The sequence below is a fragment of the Limimaricola cinnabarinus genome (assembly GCF_002723615.1).
Lineage (GTDB): Bacteria > Pseudomonadota > Alphaproteobacteria > Rhodobacterales > Rhodobacteraceae > Limimaricola > Limimaricola cinnabarinus_B.
In genome coordinates this window covers 99582-117145 of the sequence record NZ_KZ304959.1, presented here as the reverse complement: position 1 = coordinate 117145, position 17564 = coordinate 99582, and the positions used below count along the sequence as shown (strand labels likewise).

Below are 17564 nucleotides of genomic sequence, written 5' to 3'. Positions count from 1 at the left end.
ATCGCCCGCGCCCGGCCGCGCCGCCGCGCTGGAAGCGCGCGCCGCGGCGCTGCGCGGCGGGCCGGTGATCGCGCCCGAGACACGCGCGCGGCTCGATGCGGGCGTGGCGCTGCCTGCCGCGTTGCAGTGAGGCCCCGCACGGGCTAACAGTCGCGCGCATTCCACATCGCCCGACAGACAGACCGGAGCCTTTCGCATGACTTCTCCCCTTCGCCTCGGAATCGCCGGTCTCGGAACCGTCGGCGCGGGGGTCGTCCGCATCGTCCAGTCGCATCCCGAACTGCTCGCCGCCCGCGCCGGGCGCGGCGTCGAGATCACCGCCGTCTCCGCCCGCGACCGCAGCCGCGACCGCGGCGTCGATCTTTCGGCCTATGCCTGGGAGGACGACGCCGCCACGCTGGCCGCGCGCGACGATGTCGACGTGGTGCTGGAGCTGATGGGCGGCCATGAGGGCATCGCAAAGCAGGTGGTCGAGACCGCGCTCGACGCGGGCAAGGACGTGGTCACCGCCAACAAGGCGCTGCTCGCCCATCACGGCCAGGCGCTGGCCGAGCGGGCCGAGGCGCAAGGCCGGGTGATCCGCTTCGAGGCCGCCGTCGCGGGCGGCATCCCCGTCATCAAGGCGCTGACCGAATCGCTGGCGGGCAACGAGATGACCCGCGTGATGGGCGTCATGAACGGCACCTGCAACTACATCCTGACCCGGATGCAGAGCGCGGGGCTGCCCTATGACGCGGTGTTCCAGGAGGCCGCCGATCTTGGCTATCTGGAGGCCGATCCGCAGCTCGACGTGGGCGGGATCGACGCGGGCCACAAGCTGGCGCTGCTGGCCTCGATCGCCTTCGGCACCAGGGTCGATTTTTCGGGCGTCGAGCTCGAAGGCATCGGCGCGATCACCATCGAGGACATCACCCACGCCGCCGACATGGGCTTTCGGATCAAGCTTCTGGGCGTGGCGCAGATGACCGGGCGGGGGCTCGAGCAGCGCATGTCGCCCTGCCTCGTGCCCGACAGCTCGCCCTTGGGCCAGCTCGAAGGCGGCACCAACATGGTCGTGCTCGAAGGCGACGCGATCGGCCAGATCGTGCTGCGCGGGCCGGGCGCGGGCGCGGGCCCGACCGCCAGCGCCGTGATGGGCGACGTGATGGATCTCGCGCGGGGGCTGCGGCTGCCGGTCTTCGGCCAGCCCGCCGCGGGCCTGCGCGCCGCGCGTGCGGCGCAGGCCGCCGTGCCCGCGCCCTACTACCTGCGCATGCGCCTTCTGGACAAGCCGGGCGCTCTGGCCAAGGTCGCGCGCGTGCTGGGCGAATCCGGCATCTCGATCGACCGGATGCGCCAATACGACCACGAGGACGTCTCCGCCCCGGTGCTGATCGTCACCCACAAGACCACGCGCTTCGCGCTCGAAGAGGCGCTGTCCGCCTTCGAGGCGACGGGCGTGGTGCAAGGCGCCCCCGTCGCGATCCGCATCGAGCAGGTCTGACCGGGGCGCGCGCCCTTTCGGTTCATCTTTCTTCAAATACGCATGGCGCGCCGGGAGAGCCTGGCGCACCGTGCCACGGGACGTGCGACCGTTTGCGCAAACATCCCCTCACGCGCTTGTCACTGCGCGAAAGGCCCGGTTAGGTCGAGGCAACGCTCACGATTGCCCGAGGATGCCCCGATGCCCCAAGCCCCCGAATTCCATGACCGCATGCTGTCGCTCGGCCTCGCCCGGGTATCGGAGGCCGCGGCCATCGCCTGCGCGCCGCTGATCGGCCGCGGCGACGAGAAGGCCGCCGACCAGGCCGCCGTCAATGCCATGCGCACCCAGCTCAACATGCTCGACATCGCGGGCACGGTGGTGATCGGCGAGGGCGAGCGGGACGAAGCGCCGATGCTCTATATCGGCGAGGAGGTCGGCACCGGCGAGGGCCCGGCCGTGGACATCGCGCTCGACCCGCTCGAGGGCACGACGCTGACCGCCAAGGACATGCCCAACGCGCTGACCGTGATCGCCATGGGCCCGCGCGGCTCGATGCTGCACGCCCCCGACGTCTACATGGACAAGCTCGCGATCGGGCCGGGCTTTGCCGATGGCGTCGTCTCGCTCGACATGAGCCCCGCCGAGCGGGTCGCGGCGCTGGCCAAGGCCAAGGGCACCGATGCGGGCGACATCACCGTCTGCGTGCTGGAGCGTCCGCGCCACGAGGAGATGATCGCCGAGCTGCGCTCCACCGGCGCCGCGATCCGCCTGATCACCGATGGCGACGTGGCGGGCGTGATGCATTGCGCCGAGCCCGCCAAGACCGGGATCGACATGTACATGGGCTCGGGTGGCGCGCCCGAGGGCGTGCTCGCGGCGGCGGCGCTCAAATGCATGGGCGGGCAGATGTATGGCCGGCTGCTGTTCCGCAACGATGACGAGAAGGGCCGCGCCCGCAAGGCCGGGATCGAGGATCTCGACCGGATCTATGCCCGCGACGAGCTGGTCACCGGCGACGTGATCTTCGCCGCCACCGGCGTCACCGACGGCAACCTCGTGCCCGGCATCCGTCGCGACGGCGACTATCTCACCGCCGAGACGATCCTGATGCGCTCCAAGACCGGCTCGGTGCGGCGCATGTTCTACCGCAACCCGGTCGAGCGCAGCCAGCCCGGCCGCTGAGACGGCACCCGGTCAGGGGGGCGCTGCCCCCCGGCCTTCGGCCTCCCCCCGGCGTATTTTCGGGAAAATGAACCATGGGGCGCGCGCACCCTCACCGGCGCGCCGCCCCGGTCGCGCGAGGGTGAGCGCGCGGCCCTCTCTCCGGGCTTGCCTTGCGAGGCGCTTTCGGGCGACACCGGCGCCATGCCAGACTTTCTCAACGTCTCCGCCTCGCTGACCGGCCGCCGCTGGGTCGGCCCCTCCGCCGAGGCCGACCGCCTCGCCCAGGCCATGATGCAGGGCTGCGACCTGCCCCTGCCGCTGTGCCACGCGCTTGTCGGGCGCGGCGTCACCGCAAAGGACATGGCGGGCTTTCTCGCCCCCACCCTGCGCGACCTGCTGCCCGACCCGCTGTCCTTGCGCGACATGGGCCGCGCCGCCGAGAGGGTGATGCAGGCGGTGCGCGGGCGCGAGCGCATCGCCATCTTCGCCGATTACGATGTCGATGGCGGCTCTTCGGCGGCGCTGCTCATGGTCTGGCTGCGGCAGATGGGCCTGCGCGCGACGCTCTACATCCCCGACCGGATCGAGGAGGGCTACGGCCCCAACGCCCCGGCGATGGAACGGCTGGCGCGCGATCACGACCTGATCATCTGCGTCGATTGCGGCACGCTGAGCCACGAGCCCATCGCCGCCGCGAAGGGCGCGGATGTCGTCGTGCTCGACCATCACCTGGGAGGCGAGACGCTGCCCGAGGCGGTGGCGGTGGTGAACCCCAACCGGCAGGACGAGAGCGGCGATCTCGCGCATCTCTGCGCCGCCGCCGTGGTGTTCCTGCTTCTGGTGGAGCTGAACCGGCAGCTGCGCGAGGCGGGCAAGCGCGGGCCGGACCTGATGGCGATGCTAGACCTCGTGGCGCTGGCCACCGTGGCCGACGTGGCGCCGCTCATCGGCGTCAACCGGGCGCTGGTGCGCACCGGGCTGCAGGTCATGGCGCGGCGGCAGCGCGCGGGCCTCGTGGCGCTCGCCGACGTGGCAGGGCTCGACGTGCCGCCCACCGCCTATCACCTCGGCTACCTGCTGGGCCCGCGGGTCAACGCGGGCGGGCGGATCGGCAAGTCCGACCTCGGCGCGCGGCTTCTGTCCACCGACGATCCGCACGAGGCGGCGGCACTGGCCGAGAAGCTCGATCACCTGAACCGCGAGCGGCGCGAGATCGAGGCGCGGGTGCGTGACGCGGCACTCGAACAGGCCGAGGCGCGCGGCGTGGACGGCCCGCTCGCCTGGGCGGCGGGCGCGGGCTGGCATCCGGGCGTGGTCGGCATCGCGGCGGCGCGGATGAAGGAGGCGACCAACCGCCCCGCCGTCGTCATCGGCGTCGAGGACGGCATCGGCAAGGGCTCGGCCCGTTCGGTGCCCGGCATCGATCTGGGTGCCGCGATCCACCGTGTCGCGGCCGAGGGGCTCCTGCTGCGCGGCGGCGGGCACAAGATGGCCGCGGGCCTCACCGTCGAGGAGGGCATGATCGAGCCCGCCATGGCGCGGCTTGCGGAGCTTTTGGAAAAACAGGGTGCGGGCGCGGGTGGCCCGCGTGACCTGCGGCTCGATTCGGTGCTGATGCCCAATGCGGCGACGCTGGAGCTGATCGAACGGATCGAGGCCGCGGGCCCCTTCGGCGCCGCCGCCCCCGCGCCGCGCTTCGCCTTTCCCGACGTGATGCTGCACGACGTGCGCGAAGTCGGACAGGGACACCTCAAGATCGCCTTCGGCGACGGCATGGGCAAGCGGCTCGACGGCATCGCCTTTGGCGCCATGGACGGGCCGATGGGCGCGGCCTTCACCCGCCATGGCGGCGCGCGCTTCCACCTTGCCGGCAAGCTCGATCTCAACATCTGGAAGGGCCGCCGCTCGGTGCAGCTTCGGCTCGACGACGCCGCCCCGGCGGGCTGACCGCACGAAGCGCCTTTGCCCCCACGGCAATTTCGCGGATCGGCGATTTTCCCCTTGCGAGGCCGGGGCGCTTCTCCTAAACACCGCCTCACCGACGAGCGGCCCGTTCGTCTATCGGTTAGGACGCCAGGTTTTCAACCTGGAAAGAGGGGTTCGATTCCCCTACGGGCTGCCATCGGTTCACGGCTTCAGGTCGCGCAAGCGAAACCGAAGCTGTCGTCAGTGTGGCCCGTTCGTCTATCGGTTAGGACGCCAGGTTTTCAACCTGGAAAGAGGGGTTCGATTCCCCTACGGGCTGCCACGACGCCTTTCCTTCTCCCCTCTGCTCCTGCCCTCGCGCCAAGATGCGGCCCGATCCGCGCGTGCTTGGTTGTTCCCCCGCGCGCGTGTCGATAAAGCTGGCGCGGTATACCAGACAGGGAGGGCCGCGCCGTGGCACACCAGGACAAAGCGAAGATCGGCCTGATCGGCCTTGGCACCATGGGCAGCGCGCTCGCGCTCAACATCGCCGAAAAGGGCTTTCCGATCGCGGTCTGGAACCGCCGCGCCGATGTCACCCACGCCTTTCACGACGAGGCCGGCGATCTGGCCGAAAAGGTGATTCCGACCGAGACCCACGAGGAGCTGGTCGCCGCCATCGCCAAGCCGCGCGCAATCATCCTGATGGTGCCCGCGGGCGAGCCCGTCGATGAGCAGATCGCCAAGCTGCGCCCGCTGCTCGACGATGACGACATGATCATCGACGCGGGCAACGCCAACTTCCACGACACCAACCGCCGCGCGCGCGAAGCCGGCGACAAGCCGTTTCTCGGCATCGGCGTCTCGGGCGGCGAGGCCGGCGCACGGCACGGCCCTGCGATCATGGGCGGCGGCGAAAAGGCGCATTGGGACCGGGTCGAGCCGATCCTCACCGCCATCGCCGCCAAGTTCGAGGGCGAGCCCTGCGCCGACTGGATGGGCCGCGAGGGCGCGGGCCATTTCGTCAAGGCGGTGCATAACGGCATCGAATACGCCGACATGCAGATGATCGCCGAAGTCTACGGCGTGATGCGCGACGGGCTGGAGATGAAGGCGGATGCCATCGGCGACGCCTTCGCGCGGTTCAACGAGGGCGCGCTGAAATCCTACCTGATCGAGATCTCCTCGATCGTAACCAAGGCCGCCGACAAGCACACCGGCGAGCCGATGATCGACCTCATCCTCGACAAGGCGGGCCAGAAGGGCACCGGCCGCTGGACCGCGATCGAGGCGCAGCACCTTGCCGCGCCGATCCCCGCGATCGAGGCCGCCGTGGTGGCGCGCAACCTGTCGAGCCGGGTCGCCGCGCGGCGCGAGGGCGAGGACCTGTTCGGCGCGGCGCCGACGAAGATCCCCGAGGGCGCGGTCTCCGACGAGATGCTGGAGCGCGCGCTGATCGCGGGCAAGGTGCTGTGCTACGCGCAGGGCTTCGACATGATCGCCGCCGCCTCCGAGCAGTTCGGCTGGACGCTGCCGCTCCCGGCGATCGCGCGGGTCTGGCGCGAGGGCTGCATCATCCGCTCGGCGATGCTCGACGACATGGCTTCGGCGCTGACCGAGGACGAGGACCGCAACCTGATGCTGGCCCCGGTCTTCGCGCGGCATCTGCGCGAGGGGCATGTCGCGCTGCGCGAGCTTGTCGCCATCGGCGCGCGCTACGGCCACCCGATGCCGGCGCTCTCCTCGGGGCTGAGCTATTTCGACGCGATGCGCACCGCGCGCGGCACGGCCAACATGATCCAGGCGCAGCGCGACTATTTCGGCGAGCACGGCTTCGAGCGCATCGACGGCATCGAGGACGCGCATGGCCCCTGGCACGGCCACGGCGTCTGACCCTTCATGACGAAAGACGCCGCCCGCTCCTGCGGGCGGCGTCCTGCCGCATCGCCGGGCGCCCCATCGGGGCCGCCCGGCTTTTTCATGCGCGGCCTAGCTGTCGAAGGAGGTGCTGAACACGTCCCACAGCACCAGCCCCACGGTGACCGCCAGCACGAGGCCGAGATCGAAGCGCGGGATGTGCCACATCAGGATGCCGAGGAACGCGAGGAAGAAGGCCAGCGCCACATAGGTCATGAGACGGGGGATCATTGCGCGGTCTCCTCTGACAGAAGGCCCTCGAGCCAACGCGCGGTGCGCAGCAGGCGGGCATCGTCGCCGCGCCGTCCGACGAGCTGCGCGCCCATCGGCAGGCCGGTTTCGGATTGCAGGATCGGCACGGTCACGGCGGGCGTGCCGCACAGCGTCCAGAGCCCGTTGAAGATCGAATCGCCGGTGCTGGCATGGCCCTCGGGCGCGGGGCCGAGCGCGGCGGGGGCGAGGATCGCGTCGCAGCGTTCGAAGATCTCGTCGAGCCCGGCATAGAGCACGTCCGGCCAGTCGAGCGCGGCGATGTAGTCGCGCGCGGGGATGGTCTTGCCCCGGTCGAGTGCTGCGCGCATCTCCTCCGAAAGCCGCTCCCTGCCCCGCTTTTCGTAGGCGTAGAAGGATTTGGCCATCTCGGCGAGATTGATGCGCTCGCGGATCTCGGCGGCTTCGTCGAAGGCGCTCGGCAGCGCGGCTTTGAAACATTGCTCGCCCAGCGCCTCGACCAGCTCCTCGAAGCCCGCATGGGTGTCGGCATCCGCCTGCTCCCAGCTTGGCGGGCGCAGGAAGGCCAGCGTCGGGCGCACCGGCGGCGCGGTCATCGCGGTCGCGTGCAGGCGTGGTGCCGGCGCGGGCGCGGTGGCCCGGTCGCCCGCGTCATGGCCGAAGAGCACCTCGGCCAGCAGCGCCGCGTCCTCGACGGTGCGGGCAAAGACGCCGATCGTGTCGAGGCTGGGCGACTGGCTCAGAACGCCGGTCCGGGGGATCGCGCCGAAGCTCGGCTTGAACCCCACCGTGCCGCAAAACGCGGCGGGCCGGATCACCGAGCCGCCGGTCTGCGTGCCGACCGCGAGCGGCACCATGCCGGCGGTCACCGCCGCCGCCGAGCCCGAGGAGGAGCCGCCCGGCGTGCGCGCCGGGTCGTGCGGGTTGCGGGTCTTGCCGGGGTGCATGAAGGCCAGCTCCGCCGTCACCGTCTTGCCGATGATGATGGCGCCCGCCGCCCGCAGCCGCTCGACGAGGGCCGCGTCCTTTTCGGGCACCCTGCCCTCGTCGAGCGGCGTGCCGTTCTGGGTCGGGATCTTCGCCGTGTCGATCACGTCCTTGAGCGCCACGGGCAGCCCGTGCAGCGGCCCCGTCGGCCGCCCGGCCCGGCGCGCGGCGTCGAGCGCCTGCGCCTGGCGGGCGGCATGATCGCCGTCGAGCCAGGCCCAGGCCTGCACCTGAGGCTCCAGTGCCGCGATCCGGTCGAGACAGGCCTGCACCAGGTCGGTGGCGTCGAGCGCGCCCGAGGCCATCCGGTCGCGCAGTTCGCGCGCCGAAAGGTCGAGCATGGCGACATGGCCCTTGGGCATCGGTTTCATGTTCATCTCAGCGCCCATAGAACAGCTCCGGCAGGCCGAAGACCAGTTGCGGGAAGACATAGACCAGCACCATCGACACCATCACCATGGCGAGGAAAGGCAGGATTCCCTTGAAGATCTGCGTCAGCCGCACCTCGGGGGGCGCGATGCCCTTGAGATAGTAGGCCGACATCGCCATCGGCGGCGTCAGGAAGGAGGTCTGCAGGTTCAGCGCCACGAGGATGCCGAAGAACAGCGGATCGACCCCGAAGATCTCCAGAAGCGGCAGGAAGATCGGCACGAAGATGATGATGATCTCCGACCATTCGAGCGGCCAGCCCAGAAGGAAGATGATCAGCTGCGCGAGGATCAGGAACTGCACCGGCGTCAGGTCGAGCCCCGAGACGAACTCCGAGATCAGGTGCTCGCCGCCCAGATAGGAGAAGACGGAGGAGAAGATGTAGGAGCCGACGAAGAGCCAGCACACCATAGCCGTCGTGCGCACCGTGAGGTAGACGCTTTCGCGCAGCCGCTGGAAGGTCATGGCGCGGTAGATCACCGCCAGCACCATGCCGCCCAGAGCGCCGATCGCCGCCGCCTCGGTCGGCGTGGCAAGGCCGAACAGGATCGAGCCCAGCACCGACAGGATCAGCACCGCCAGCGGGAAGAAGGAGGTGAAGAGCATCCACAGCAGCTTGAGGAAGGGGACGTCCGGCACCTCCTCCCTGGTCGGGCGGGGGGCGACCGAGGGCTGCAGGATCGAGCGGCCGATCACGTAGGTGAGGTAGAGCCCGACGAGGACGAGGCCCGGCAGCAGCGCGCCCGCATAGAGCCGCACGATCGAGACGCCCGAAGCCGCCGCATAGACGATCAGCATGATCGAGGGCGGGATCAGGATGCCCAGCGTGCCGCCCGCGCAGATGATGCCGGTGGCGAACGAGGTGTCGTAGCGCGCCTTGAGCATGGCGGGCAGCGCCAGAAGGCCCATCAGCGTCACCACCGCGCCGACGATGCCGGTGGCGGTGGCGAAGAGCGCGCAGGTGATGAGCGCGGCCACGCCCATGGAACCGGGCACGTTCTTGGAGGCGATGTTGAGCGTGGTGAAGAGCCGGTCGACGATGTTGGCCCGCTCCACGATGTAGCCCATGAAGAGAAACAGCGGCACGGCGGTCAGCACCTCGTTCGACATCACCGTGTAGGTCTGGTTGATGAAGAGGTCGAAGACCCGGTTGTTGAAGAAGCCGTCGATCCAGGCCGATGTGCTCTCCCACCACGAGGCGATCTCGAGGTCGAGCCGGTCGTAGTCGCGCCACATGCGGCGGGCATCGAAATAGGCGAAGTAGCCAAAGCCGATGCCGAGCGCCATCAGCGTGAAGGCGATGGGAAAGCCCAGGAAGACAAGGCAGATGAAGACGCCCAGCATCATCAGGGCGATTTGCGGTTCGGTCACGTGCGTGCGCTCCGTATCGGTTCAACGCGGAAGCCGCGCGTCATTTCATGTCCGGGTGGTCGGAGGGGGCGGTCATCTGCTTGATCAGCAGCGCCTCGGTCTCCTCGACATCCTCGGCCGCGGCCAGCCAGACGCCGTCGCGCATCGCGAGGATGCAGCGGAAGAGCTGCGCGAGCCCCTGGATCGCCAGCAGGATGCCCGCGGCGACGATCACCGTCTTGAACTGGTAGATCGGCACGCCCGCCGGGCTGTTCACCGAAACCTCGCCGTATTGCCAGGAGCGGCTTGCGTATTTCCAGCCCGCGAAGACCAGCGCCAGCACGCCGGGAAAGAAGAAGATGATGTAAAGGAGCCCGTCGACCGCGGCCTGCACCCGCACGGGCCAGAGCCGGTAGAGGAAGTCGCCGCGCACATGGCCGCCGCGCGACAGCGTGTAGGCGCCGCCGAGCATGAACAATGTGCCGTACATGATGAAGGAGATGTCGAGCGCCCATGGCGTGGGCGAGCCCAGCACGTAGCGCACGAAGACCTCGTAGCTGACCCCGAAGGTCATCAGCACGATGAGCCAGCCGAAGACCTTGCCGAAGGCGGCGGAAAGGGCGTCGGCGAATTTGATGTATCCGAGCATTCGCGTCCCGTATCGATGAGGGCCCGGCGACGCGGTGGCGCCGCCGGGCGGTCAGGTCCGGCTCAGAGCGCCAGCTTGCCCGGGTAGTAGTGCTCGTAGGCGAGCTGGTAGTCGGGCGAGTTCATCAGCGTGTAGTAGGTCACGCGTTCGACCCATTCGCGCTGGCTGTCGAGCACGCGCTTCATGAAGTCGTCCTGCTCCAGCTCGGGGATCAGCGCGTCCCAGGCGTCGAGCTGGGCCGAAAGGATCGCCTGCGGCGTGCGGTGCACGGTGACGCCGCTTTCCGAAAGCTTCTGCAGATCGCGCGAATACTGGTCGAGCGCGGTCGCGGAGTTCGCGGTCGAAGCCGCCTCCACCGCGTGGCGCATGATCGCCTGCAGGTCGGGGTCGAGGCTTTCGAGGAAGCTCTTGGAGAACAGGAACTCGAAGCTCTCGGAGGCCTGGTGGTAGGACGACAGGTAGTAGTTCTTGGCCACGTCCTGCGCGCCGAAGCGGCTGTCGGAGGTCGGGTTGTTGAACTCGAAGGCGTCGATCACGCCGCGCTCCATGGCCGGCACGATCTCGCCGCCCGGCAGCTGCGCCACCGACATGCCCATCGACTGCATCAGGTCGGCCGCAAGGCCCACGGTGCGGTATTTCAGGCCCTTTATGTCATCGACCGAGGCGACCTCGTTCTTGAACCAGCCGAAGGGCTGCGCCGGCATCGGGAAGCCCAGCATGCCCTCGACGTCGAGACCCATCGTGTCCATCAGCTCGGCATAGAACTCGCGCCCGCCGCCGGCATAGAACCAGCCGAGCATGGTGTCGGCCGAGCCGCCGAAGACCGGGCCGGTGCCGAACAGCGAGGCGGCCTTGTTCTTGCCGTACCAGTAGACCGGCACCGAATGGGCCATGTCGATCAGGCCGTCGCTCACCGCATCCATCACCTGGAAGGCCGCGACAACGGCGCCCGCGGGCAGCACGTCGACCTTGAGCCGGCCGCCCGACATCGCCTCGACGCGGTCGGCATAGGCCTGCGCCATCTCCTGCCAGATGTCCGAGGCGGGCCAGGACGTCTGCAGCTTCACCACGATCGGGCTCTGGGCCAGCACGGCGGGCGCGGCGAGACCGCCGGCCGCGGTGACGCCCGCGCCGAGCGCACCGCGGCGCAGGAACGAACGCCGCGACACCTGCGCGGTCTTCTTAGGGGTAACTGTCATGAACTCCTCCCAGATGTTCGATTGGGCCGGCGCTCCCCCGCGCGGCCTCCCCGATCATTCCGTCTCGGGGCGTCAAAGGCAACTGGTAATTATTCTTGACCACTTCGGCGGCAGGGCTGAACGATGATCGGGCGGCCCGCCTTGCTCCCGCGGCCCTGCCGGATATATCTGTCTGGCTTGAGATTTTTCGAGGGACGGTTCCATGGGCGTCGATGTCAGCGAGATCTTCGACAAGGCCCCCACGGCCTACATGCTGCTCGATCGCGAGCTGCGCTTCGTCTGGGCGAACCGCGCCTATTACGATGTGCTGGGCAGAGCGCCCGAAGAGATCCTCGGGCGTGTCGTGACCGAGATGTTCCCGGCCGAGGGCGAGGCGGAGGCAATGCTGCAGGCCTCGTTCGACAGGGTGTTTTCCCTGGGGCGGACCGATCACCTGCCGCTGATCCCCTACCCGATCGCCACCGCCGACGGCGCCGTCGCGCACCGCTACTGGAGCGCGACCCATACGCCGATCCTGAATGACGCGGGAGAGGTGGCATACCTGCTGCAGAACACGCAGGACGTGACCGATCTCTACATGAAGGCGCATCGCGGCGCGGCAGCGGACCGCCCCGCTGCCGGCTCCGCCCCCGAGAACGGCGTGCTGCTGCGCGCCGAGACGGTGGCGCAGCAGAATCTCGAGCTCGGCCTCGCCACGCAGTTCTTCGAGACGGTCTTCGACCAGGCCCCCAGCATCATCGCCATCCATGCCGGTCCCGACCATGTCTTCCGGCTGGCCAATCTCGAATACCGGCGAATCGCCGGCCCCGAGCGGCAGCTGATCGGCCGGCCCGCCGCCGAGGCGCTTCCCGAATTGCGCGAGCAGGGCTTCATCGACATGCTCGACCGGGTCTACGAGACCGGCGAGCCCTTCGCCCTGCGCGGCGCGCAGGCCTTCGTCCACACCGCGGACGGCCCGCCCACCGAGGTCTTCGTGGATTTCGTCTACCAGCCGCTGGGCGGGCCCGATGGCAAGACCGTCGGCATTCTCGTGCAGGGCCATGACGTCACCGCCCAGAAGCGCGCCGAGGACGAGCAGCGCCGCGCCGCCGAGCGGTTCGCGACCCTGGCGCAGAACATGCCCGACCATGTCTGGACCGCGCGCCCCGATGGCCGGCTCGACTGGGCCAGCGACCGGATCTACGACTTCACCGGCGCGCAGGGCGACGAGATCCTGGGCGAGAACTGGGCCCGCGTGGTTCACCCCGAGGACCGCGACCGGGTGCAGCCGATCTGGGCCGCCTCGATCGAAAAGGGCATCCCCTACGACGCCGAATTCCGGATAAGGGACCGCGAGGACGGCTATCGCTGGTTTCTGGTGCGGGCGGTGCCGGTGCGCGACGCGGATGGCGCGGTGACCCAGTGGATCGGCACCAACACCGATATCGAGGACCGCAAGATCACCGAGGCGGCGCTGGCCGATCTCAACGCCACGCTCGAAGAGCGCGTCGCCCAGCGCAACCGCGAGCTCGAACGCGTCAACGCGACGCTGCGCCAGAGCCAGAAGATGGAGGCGATCGGCAACCTCGCCGGTGGCGTGGCGCATGATTTCAACAACCTGCTGCAGGCGATCACCGGCAGCCTGCAACTGGCCCGGCGCGAGCTGGCGCAGGACCGGCTTTCGGAGGCGCGTCTCGATCAGGCGATGAGCGCGGTCGAGCGCGGCGCCACGCTGGCCGCGCAGCTTCTTGCCTTCGGCCGCCGACAGCCGCTGGAGCCGCGGGCGGTGGATCTGGGGCGAATGCTGAACGATGTCGCGCCGATCCTGCACTCGGCCGTGGGCGAAGGCGTGCGGATCGAGACCGCCGTCACCGGGGGGCTGTGGAACACGCTGGTCGATGTCGCCAATCTCGAAAACGCGCTGATCAACCTCGTGGTCAATGCGCGCGACGCCATGCGCGGGCGCGGCCGGCTGCTCATCGAGCTGGAGAATTGCGAGATCGACGCGGAATCCGCGCGGCTGATGGCCGATGTGGTGCCGGGCGAATATGTGCGCCTGTCGGTGGTCGACGAGGGCTGCGGCATGGGCCCGGAGGTGATCGAAAAGATCTTCGAGCCCTTCTTCACCACCAAGCCCGAGGGCCGCGGCACCGGGCTCGGCCTGGCGATGGTCTATGGCTTCGTCAAGCAGTCGGGCGGCCATGTCGCCATCGAGAGCGCGCCGGGCGCGGGGGCCACGGTGCGGCTCTACCTGCCCCGCTCGCTGCGCCAGGAACAGCAGGTGCCGCAGCGCAGGACCGGCCCGGTGACGGGCGGCAGCGAAACCGTGCTCCTGGTCGAGGACGACGCGGATGTGCGCCGTGTCGGGGCCGAGATGCTGCGCGATCTGGGCTACAGCGTGATCGAGGCCGAGGACGCCGATGCCGGGCTGGCCGTGATCGAGAGCGACGAGGCCTTCGACTTGCTGCTCACCGACGTGGTGATGCCCGGCACGATCACCAGCCGCGAAATGGCCATGCGCGCGCAGGAACGCCGCCCGCGGCTGCCGGTGCTCTTCGCTTCCGGCTATTCGCGCGATGCCATCGTGCATGACGGGCGGCTCGACAGGGGCATCCAGCTTCTGTCGAAGCCCTATGGGCGCGAAACCCTCGCCCGGCGGCTGCGCGCCCTGCTCGACGACAGGCCTCCCGCCCCCGAAGCCATGCCCGAAGCCAAGGCCTCGCCCCCCGCCGCGCCGCTCGCCCCCGTGCCCGAAACTCTGCCCGAAACCCCGCCCGCGCAGGCTGCCGCGGGGCCCGAGGCGGTGCGCGGCCTGCGCATCGTGGTCTGCGAAGACGACACCTTCATCCGGCTCGACATGGTGGAGATGCTCGAAGCCGCAGGCGCCGAGGTCCGCGAGGCCGCGACCGGCGCGGAGGCGCTGGCGCTTCTGGCGCAGGCCCCGGCCCAGCGGCTCTTGATCGATGTGGGCCTGCCCGACCGCTCGGGCCTTGAGGTGGCGCGCGAGGCGGCGGCGCGCCAGCCCGACCTGCCGGTGATCTTCGCCACCGGGCGCGACAGCGTGCCCGGCGCCGAGGCCCTGCCCGGCGCGCGGGTGCTGACCAAGCCCTTCGGCCAGGAGGCGCTGCTGCGCATCGTGGGCCAGACCCACGCCCCGGCCCGTCCGTAAATGAAAAAGGGGCGGCGCCCGGCGCCGCCCCTTTTCGCTCTGCGCGGGCTGCCCCGGCTCAGTCGGTGATCGAGGCCTCGCGCTCGGCGGCGCCGCGCATCCGCGCCTTGACCACGCCGCCCACGAAGATCGGCAGCACGAAGCCGATGATCGCCACGGCCCAGAGCCCCAGCGTCAGCCAGGAGCCGATCAGCACCGAGTAATCGCCATCGGCGATGGTCACGGCGCGGCGCATGTTGACCTCCATCGCGTTGCCCAGAAGCGTGCCGAGGATCACCGGCACCAGCGGCACGTCGAGCTTCCTGAGCACCCAGCCCGCCACGCCGAAGGCGATCATCACCATCAGGTCGAAGCTGGAGCCCGAGATGCCGTAGATGCCGACGAAGGAGACCATCGCCACCACAGGCATCAGGATCCGCGGCGGCACCATCAGCACCCGCACGAAGAGACCGACCATGGGGATGTTCATCGCCAGAAGCATGATGTTGCCGATGAACAGCGCCGCGATCAGGCCCCAGACCACGTCGGGGTTCTGGGTGAAGAGAAGCGGCCCCGGCGTGATGTTGAGCGACAAGAGCACCGCCAGCAGCACCGCCGTCGTGCCCGAGCCCGGCACGCCCAGCGCCAGCATCGGCACCAGCGCCCCGCCCGCGGCGGCGTTGTTGCCCGCCTCGGGCGCCGCGACACCGCGCGGATCGCCGGTGCCGAAGGTATTGTCCTTGTCGACCAGCTTCTTTTCCATCGAGTAGCTGATGAAGGAGCCGAGCGAGGCGCCCGCCCCCGGCAGCACGCCCGCGATGAAGCCCAGAACGGTCGTGCGCATCATCGTCGGCGTGCATTTCTTCAGCATGGCGAGAGAGGGGGTGATCCGGCCGATATCGAGCCGGGGCGCGGTCGAGGCGTCCTTGTCGGTGCCGCGATGTTCGAGGAAGATGAACACCTCCGACAGCGCGAAGAGCCCGACGATGGCGACGAGGAAATCGATCCCGTCATAGAGATGCACCTCGCCGAAGGTGAAGCGCGGCACGCCGGTCTGGGTGTCGACGCCGACCATGGCGAGGCCGAGGCCCAATGCGGCCGCGAAGGCCGATTTCGCCTGGTTGGTCGAGGACACGCCGCCCAGCGTCATGAAGGCCAGCGCGAAGAGCGCGAAATACTCTGCCGGGCCGAACAGCAGCGCCACCTTGACCAGCTGCGGCGCGAGGAAGACGAGGCCCCATGTCGCGAAGAAGGCGCCCACGAAGCTCGCCACGCCCGACAGCGCCAGCGCCTCGCCCGCCCGGCCCTGCCGGGCCATCGGGTGGCCGTCGAGACAGGTCATCATGGCGGGTTCGTCGCCGGGGATGTTCAACAGGATCGACGAGATCCGCCCGCCATACATCGCGCCGTAATAGACGCTGGTGAGCAGGATCAGAGAGGGCGTGGCCCCGAGCCCCAGCGTGAAGGCCAGCGGGATCAGGATGGCGACGCCGTTCGAGGGGCCGAGCCCCGGCAGCGCGCCCATGATGGTGCCGAGAAAGCAGCCCATCAGCGCCAGCGCGATGTTCTGCCATGTCAGCGCGACGGCAAAGCCGTCGGCAAGGGATGCGAGTGTGTCCATGGCGCGCTCCTTCAGAAGCCCAAGGGGCCGCGGGCGAGGCTGAGCCCGAGGACGAGATGGAAGATGACGTAGATCCCGAGCGCGGTGGAGACGCCGATGATCGCGCTTTGCACGAGGGTCGAGCCGAGCCGCCATGTCAGGTAGGCGCTGGCGAAGGCCGTGGCGATGACGAAGCCCAGCACCGGCAGAAGCTGCGCATAGGCGAGCATCACCAGAGCGGCGAGGCCGATCTCGGCCAGACGGCCCATGCGGGGCCATTCGGGCTCGGGGTCGGGCTTGAACAGAAACCACAGCGACGACAGCGCCATCACCGTGGCGATGCCATAGGGAAAGGCGCGCGGGCCGACCGCGTCGGACATGAAGCTGTCGGGAATGGTGGTGGCGGCGAAGGCGTAGAGCGCCGCGAGCATCAGGCCGATGCCGCCGAAGATGCGATCGCTCATGCGACCCTCCTTCCATGTGATGACGGGGCGCGCATGGCGCGCGCCCCGCCCGGCCGCGCGGGGCCGGTTACTGGATGATGCCGATCTCTTTGGACAGGTCGGTGATGCTGGAGACGGACTCGGAGACGAAGCTCTCGAACTCATCGCCCTGCAGGTCGAGCGGCGCGAGGCCGTTCTGCTCCATCACGGCCTTCCACTCCTCGCTGTCATAGAGCTGCTCGATCGCCGAGACCCAGTAGTCATAGGCCTCGTCCGACATCTCGCCCGGGCCGTAGAAGCCGCGCCAGTTGGCGCCGACCGCGTCGATGCCCTGCTCCTTGGCGGTCGGGATGTCCGAGAACTCGCCCTCGAGCCGCTCGGGCGCCAGCACCGCCAGCACGCGGATGTCGCCCGAATCCACGAAGCCGGTCGATTCCGACAGGTCGCCGGTGAAGGCCTGCAGCGATCCGCCCAGGAGCTGGGTCACCGCCTCGCCGCCGCCGTCGAAGGCGATGTACTTGACCTTGCGCACATCCTCGACGCCCGCCTCCTGCGCCGCGATCAGCACCTTGAGATGATCCCAGCCGCCCACGGCCGAGCCGCCGCCGATCGAGACCGAGGTCGGGTCTTCCTTGATCATCTCCATCAGCGCGGGCAGGTCCTGCACCTCGCTGTCGGCGGCGACCGCGATGACGCCGTAATCCGCGCCCAGCGCGCCGAGCCAGCGCACCTGATCCATCGAGTTGCCCGGATAGGCGTTCTGCGCGAGGCGGGTCGCGGTGGCCGAGGAGGCCGCGACGATCAGGTCGTTGTCGTCGGCGCGCTTGTTGACGACCTCGGCAAAGGCCACGCCGCCGCCGCCGCCGGCGAGGTTCACCACCTGCATGGTCGAGGGGATCAGGTCGAGATCCTGCATGGTCTTGCCCGCCTGGCGGCAGGTGAAGTCCCAGCCGCCGCCCGGGTTGGCGGGGGCGATGCATTCGGGGTTCTCGGGCGTGAAGCCCTGCGCCATGAGCGCGGCGGGCGCGGTGCCCAGAAGAGCGGCGGCGATCAGGCCGCGGCGGAACGTGATGGTCATGTCTGTCCTCCCAAGGGTCA

13 protein-coding genes and 2 tRNA genes are annotated in these 17564 nt (G+C 69.4%); 7 read left to right on the top strand and 8 right to left on the bottom strand.

The window, feature by feature from the left end:
- Positions 1-196: 196 nt before the first annotated feature.
- From CJ301_RS10750 to gndA, 6 genes are all read left to right on the top strand, one after another.
- Positions 197-1483 (top strand): homoserine dehydrogenase, encoded by a 1287-nt coding sequence (locus CJ301_RS10750; protein ID WP_099277185.1) that lies wholly within the window; start codon positions 197-199, stop codon positions 1481-1483.
- Positions 1484-1663: 180 nt separating this feature from the next.
- Positions 1664-2647, top strand: a complete 984-nt coding sequence (gene glpX / locus CJ301_RS10745; RefSeq protein WP_099277182.1) for a class II fructose-bisphosphatase — start codon at positions 1664-1666, stop codon at positions 2645-2647.
- Between the two features lie 183 nt (positions 2648-2830).
- A complete protein-coding gene (recJ, locus tag CJ301_RS10740) occupies positions 2831-4576 on the top strand; it encodes a single-stranded-DNA-specific exonuclease RecJ (protein ID WP_099277203.1) in 1746 nt (581 codons plus the stop codon).
- 100 nt (positions 4577-4676) lie between these two features.
- Positions 4677-4751: transfer RNA gene (locus CJ301_RS10735), tRNA-Glu, on the top strand.
- Between the two features lie 51 nt (positions 4752-4802).
- Positions 4803-4877: transfer RNA gene (locus tag CJ301_RS10730), tRNA-Glu, on the top strand.
- Between the two features lie 131 nt (positions 4878-5008).
- Positions 5009-6427 (top strand): NADP-dependent phosphogluconate dehydrogenase, encoded by a 1419-nt coding sequence (gndA, locus tag CJ301_RS10725; protein WP_099277180.1) that lies wholly within the window; start codon positions 5009-5011, stop codon positions 6425-6427.
- A 96-nt stretch (positions 6428-6523) separates the two neighbouring features.
- Here gndA and CJ301_RS18975 read toward each other — a convergent pair whose 3' ends face one another.
- The 5 genes from CJ301_RS18975 to CJ301_RS10700 form a co-directional block, all read right to left on the bottom strand.
- Positions 6524-6682 (bottom strand): hypothetical protein, encoded by a 159-nt coding sequence (locus tag CJ301_RS18975; RefSeq protein ID WP_099277178.1) that lies wholly within the window; start codon positions 6680-6682, stop codon positions 6524-6526.
- On the bottom strand, positions 6679-8040 hold the full coding sequence (locus CJ301_RS10715; RefSeq protein ID WP_254050127.1) for an amidase: 1362 nt from the start codon (positions 8038-8040) through the stop codon (positions 6679-6681). The genes CJ301_RS18975 and CJ301_RS10715 overlap by 4 nt, the downstream gene beginning before the upstream one ends.
- 7 nt (positions 8041-8047) lie before the next feature.
- Positions 8048-9469 carry a TRAP transporter large permease gene (locus tag CJ301_RS10710; protein ID WP_099277174.1) on the bottom strand — a complete coding sequence of 474 codons (1422 nt, stop codon included), beginning with the start codon at positions 9467-9469 and terminating at the stop codon, positions 8048-8050.
- A gap of 40 nt (positions 9470-9509) precedes the next feature.
- On the bottom strand, positions 9510-10097 hold the full coding sequence (locus tag CJ301_RS10705; protein WP_099277172.1) for a TRAP transporter small permease subunit: 588 nt from the start codon (positions 10095-10097) through the stop codon (positions 9510-9512).
- A gap of 62 nt (positions 10098-10159) precedes the next feature.
- The gene (locus CJ301_RS10700; RefSeq protein WP_099277170.1) at positions 10160-11296 is read right to left on the bottom strand and encodes a TRAP transporter substrate-binding protein; all 1137 of its coding nucleotides are present in this window, start codon (positions 11294-11296) and stop codon (positions 10160-10162) included.
- Positions 11297-11498: 202 nt separating this feature from the next.
- Here CJ301_RS10700 and CJ301_RS10695 point away from each other — a divergent pair, with 202 nt between their 5' ends.
- Positions 11499-14444 (top strand): PAS domain-containing protein, encoded by a 2946-nt coding sequence (locus CJ301_RS10695; protein ID WP_099277168.1) that lies wholly within the window; start codon positions 11499-11501, stop codon positions 14442-14444.
- Between the two features lie 58 nt (positions 14445-14502).
- Here the strand turns inward: CJ301_RS10695 and CJ301_RS10690 are convergent, their stop codons facing one another.
- The 3 genes from CJ301_RS10690 to CJ301_RS10680 all read right to left on the bottom strand — a co-directional run bounded on the left by CJ301_RS10690 (position 14503) and on the right by CJ301_RS10680 (position 17544).
- The gene (locus CJ301_RS10690) at positions 14503-16044 is read right to left on the bottom strand and encodes a tripartite tricarboxylate transporter permease (protein ID WP_099277166.1); all 1542 of its coding nucleotides are present in this window, start codon (positions 16042-16044) and stop codon (positions 14503-14505) included.
- Positions 16045-16055: 11 nt separating this feature from the next.
- On the bottom strand, positions 16056-16487 hold the full coding sequence (locus CJ301_RS10685; RefSeq protein ID WP_099277164.1) for a tripartite tricarboxylate transporter TctB family protein: 432 nt from the start codon (positions 16485-16487) through the stop codon (positions 16056-16058).
- A 67-nt stretch (positions 16488-16554) separates the two neighbouring features.
- A complete protein-coding gene (locus tag CJ301_RS10680; RefSeq protein WP_099277162.1) occupies positions 16555-17544 on the bottom strand; it encodes a Bug family tripartite tricarboxylate transporter substrate binding protein in 990 nt (329 codons plus the stop codon).
- Between the last annotated feature and the right edge of the window lie 20 nt (positions 17545-17564).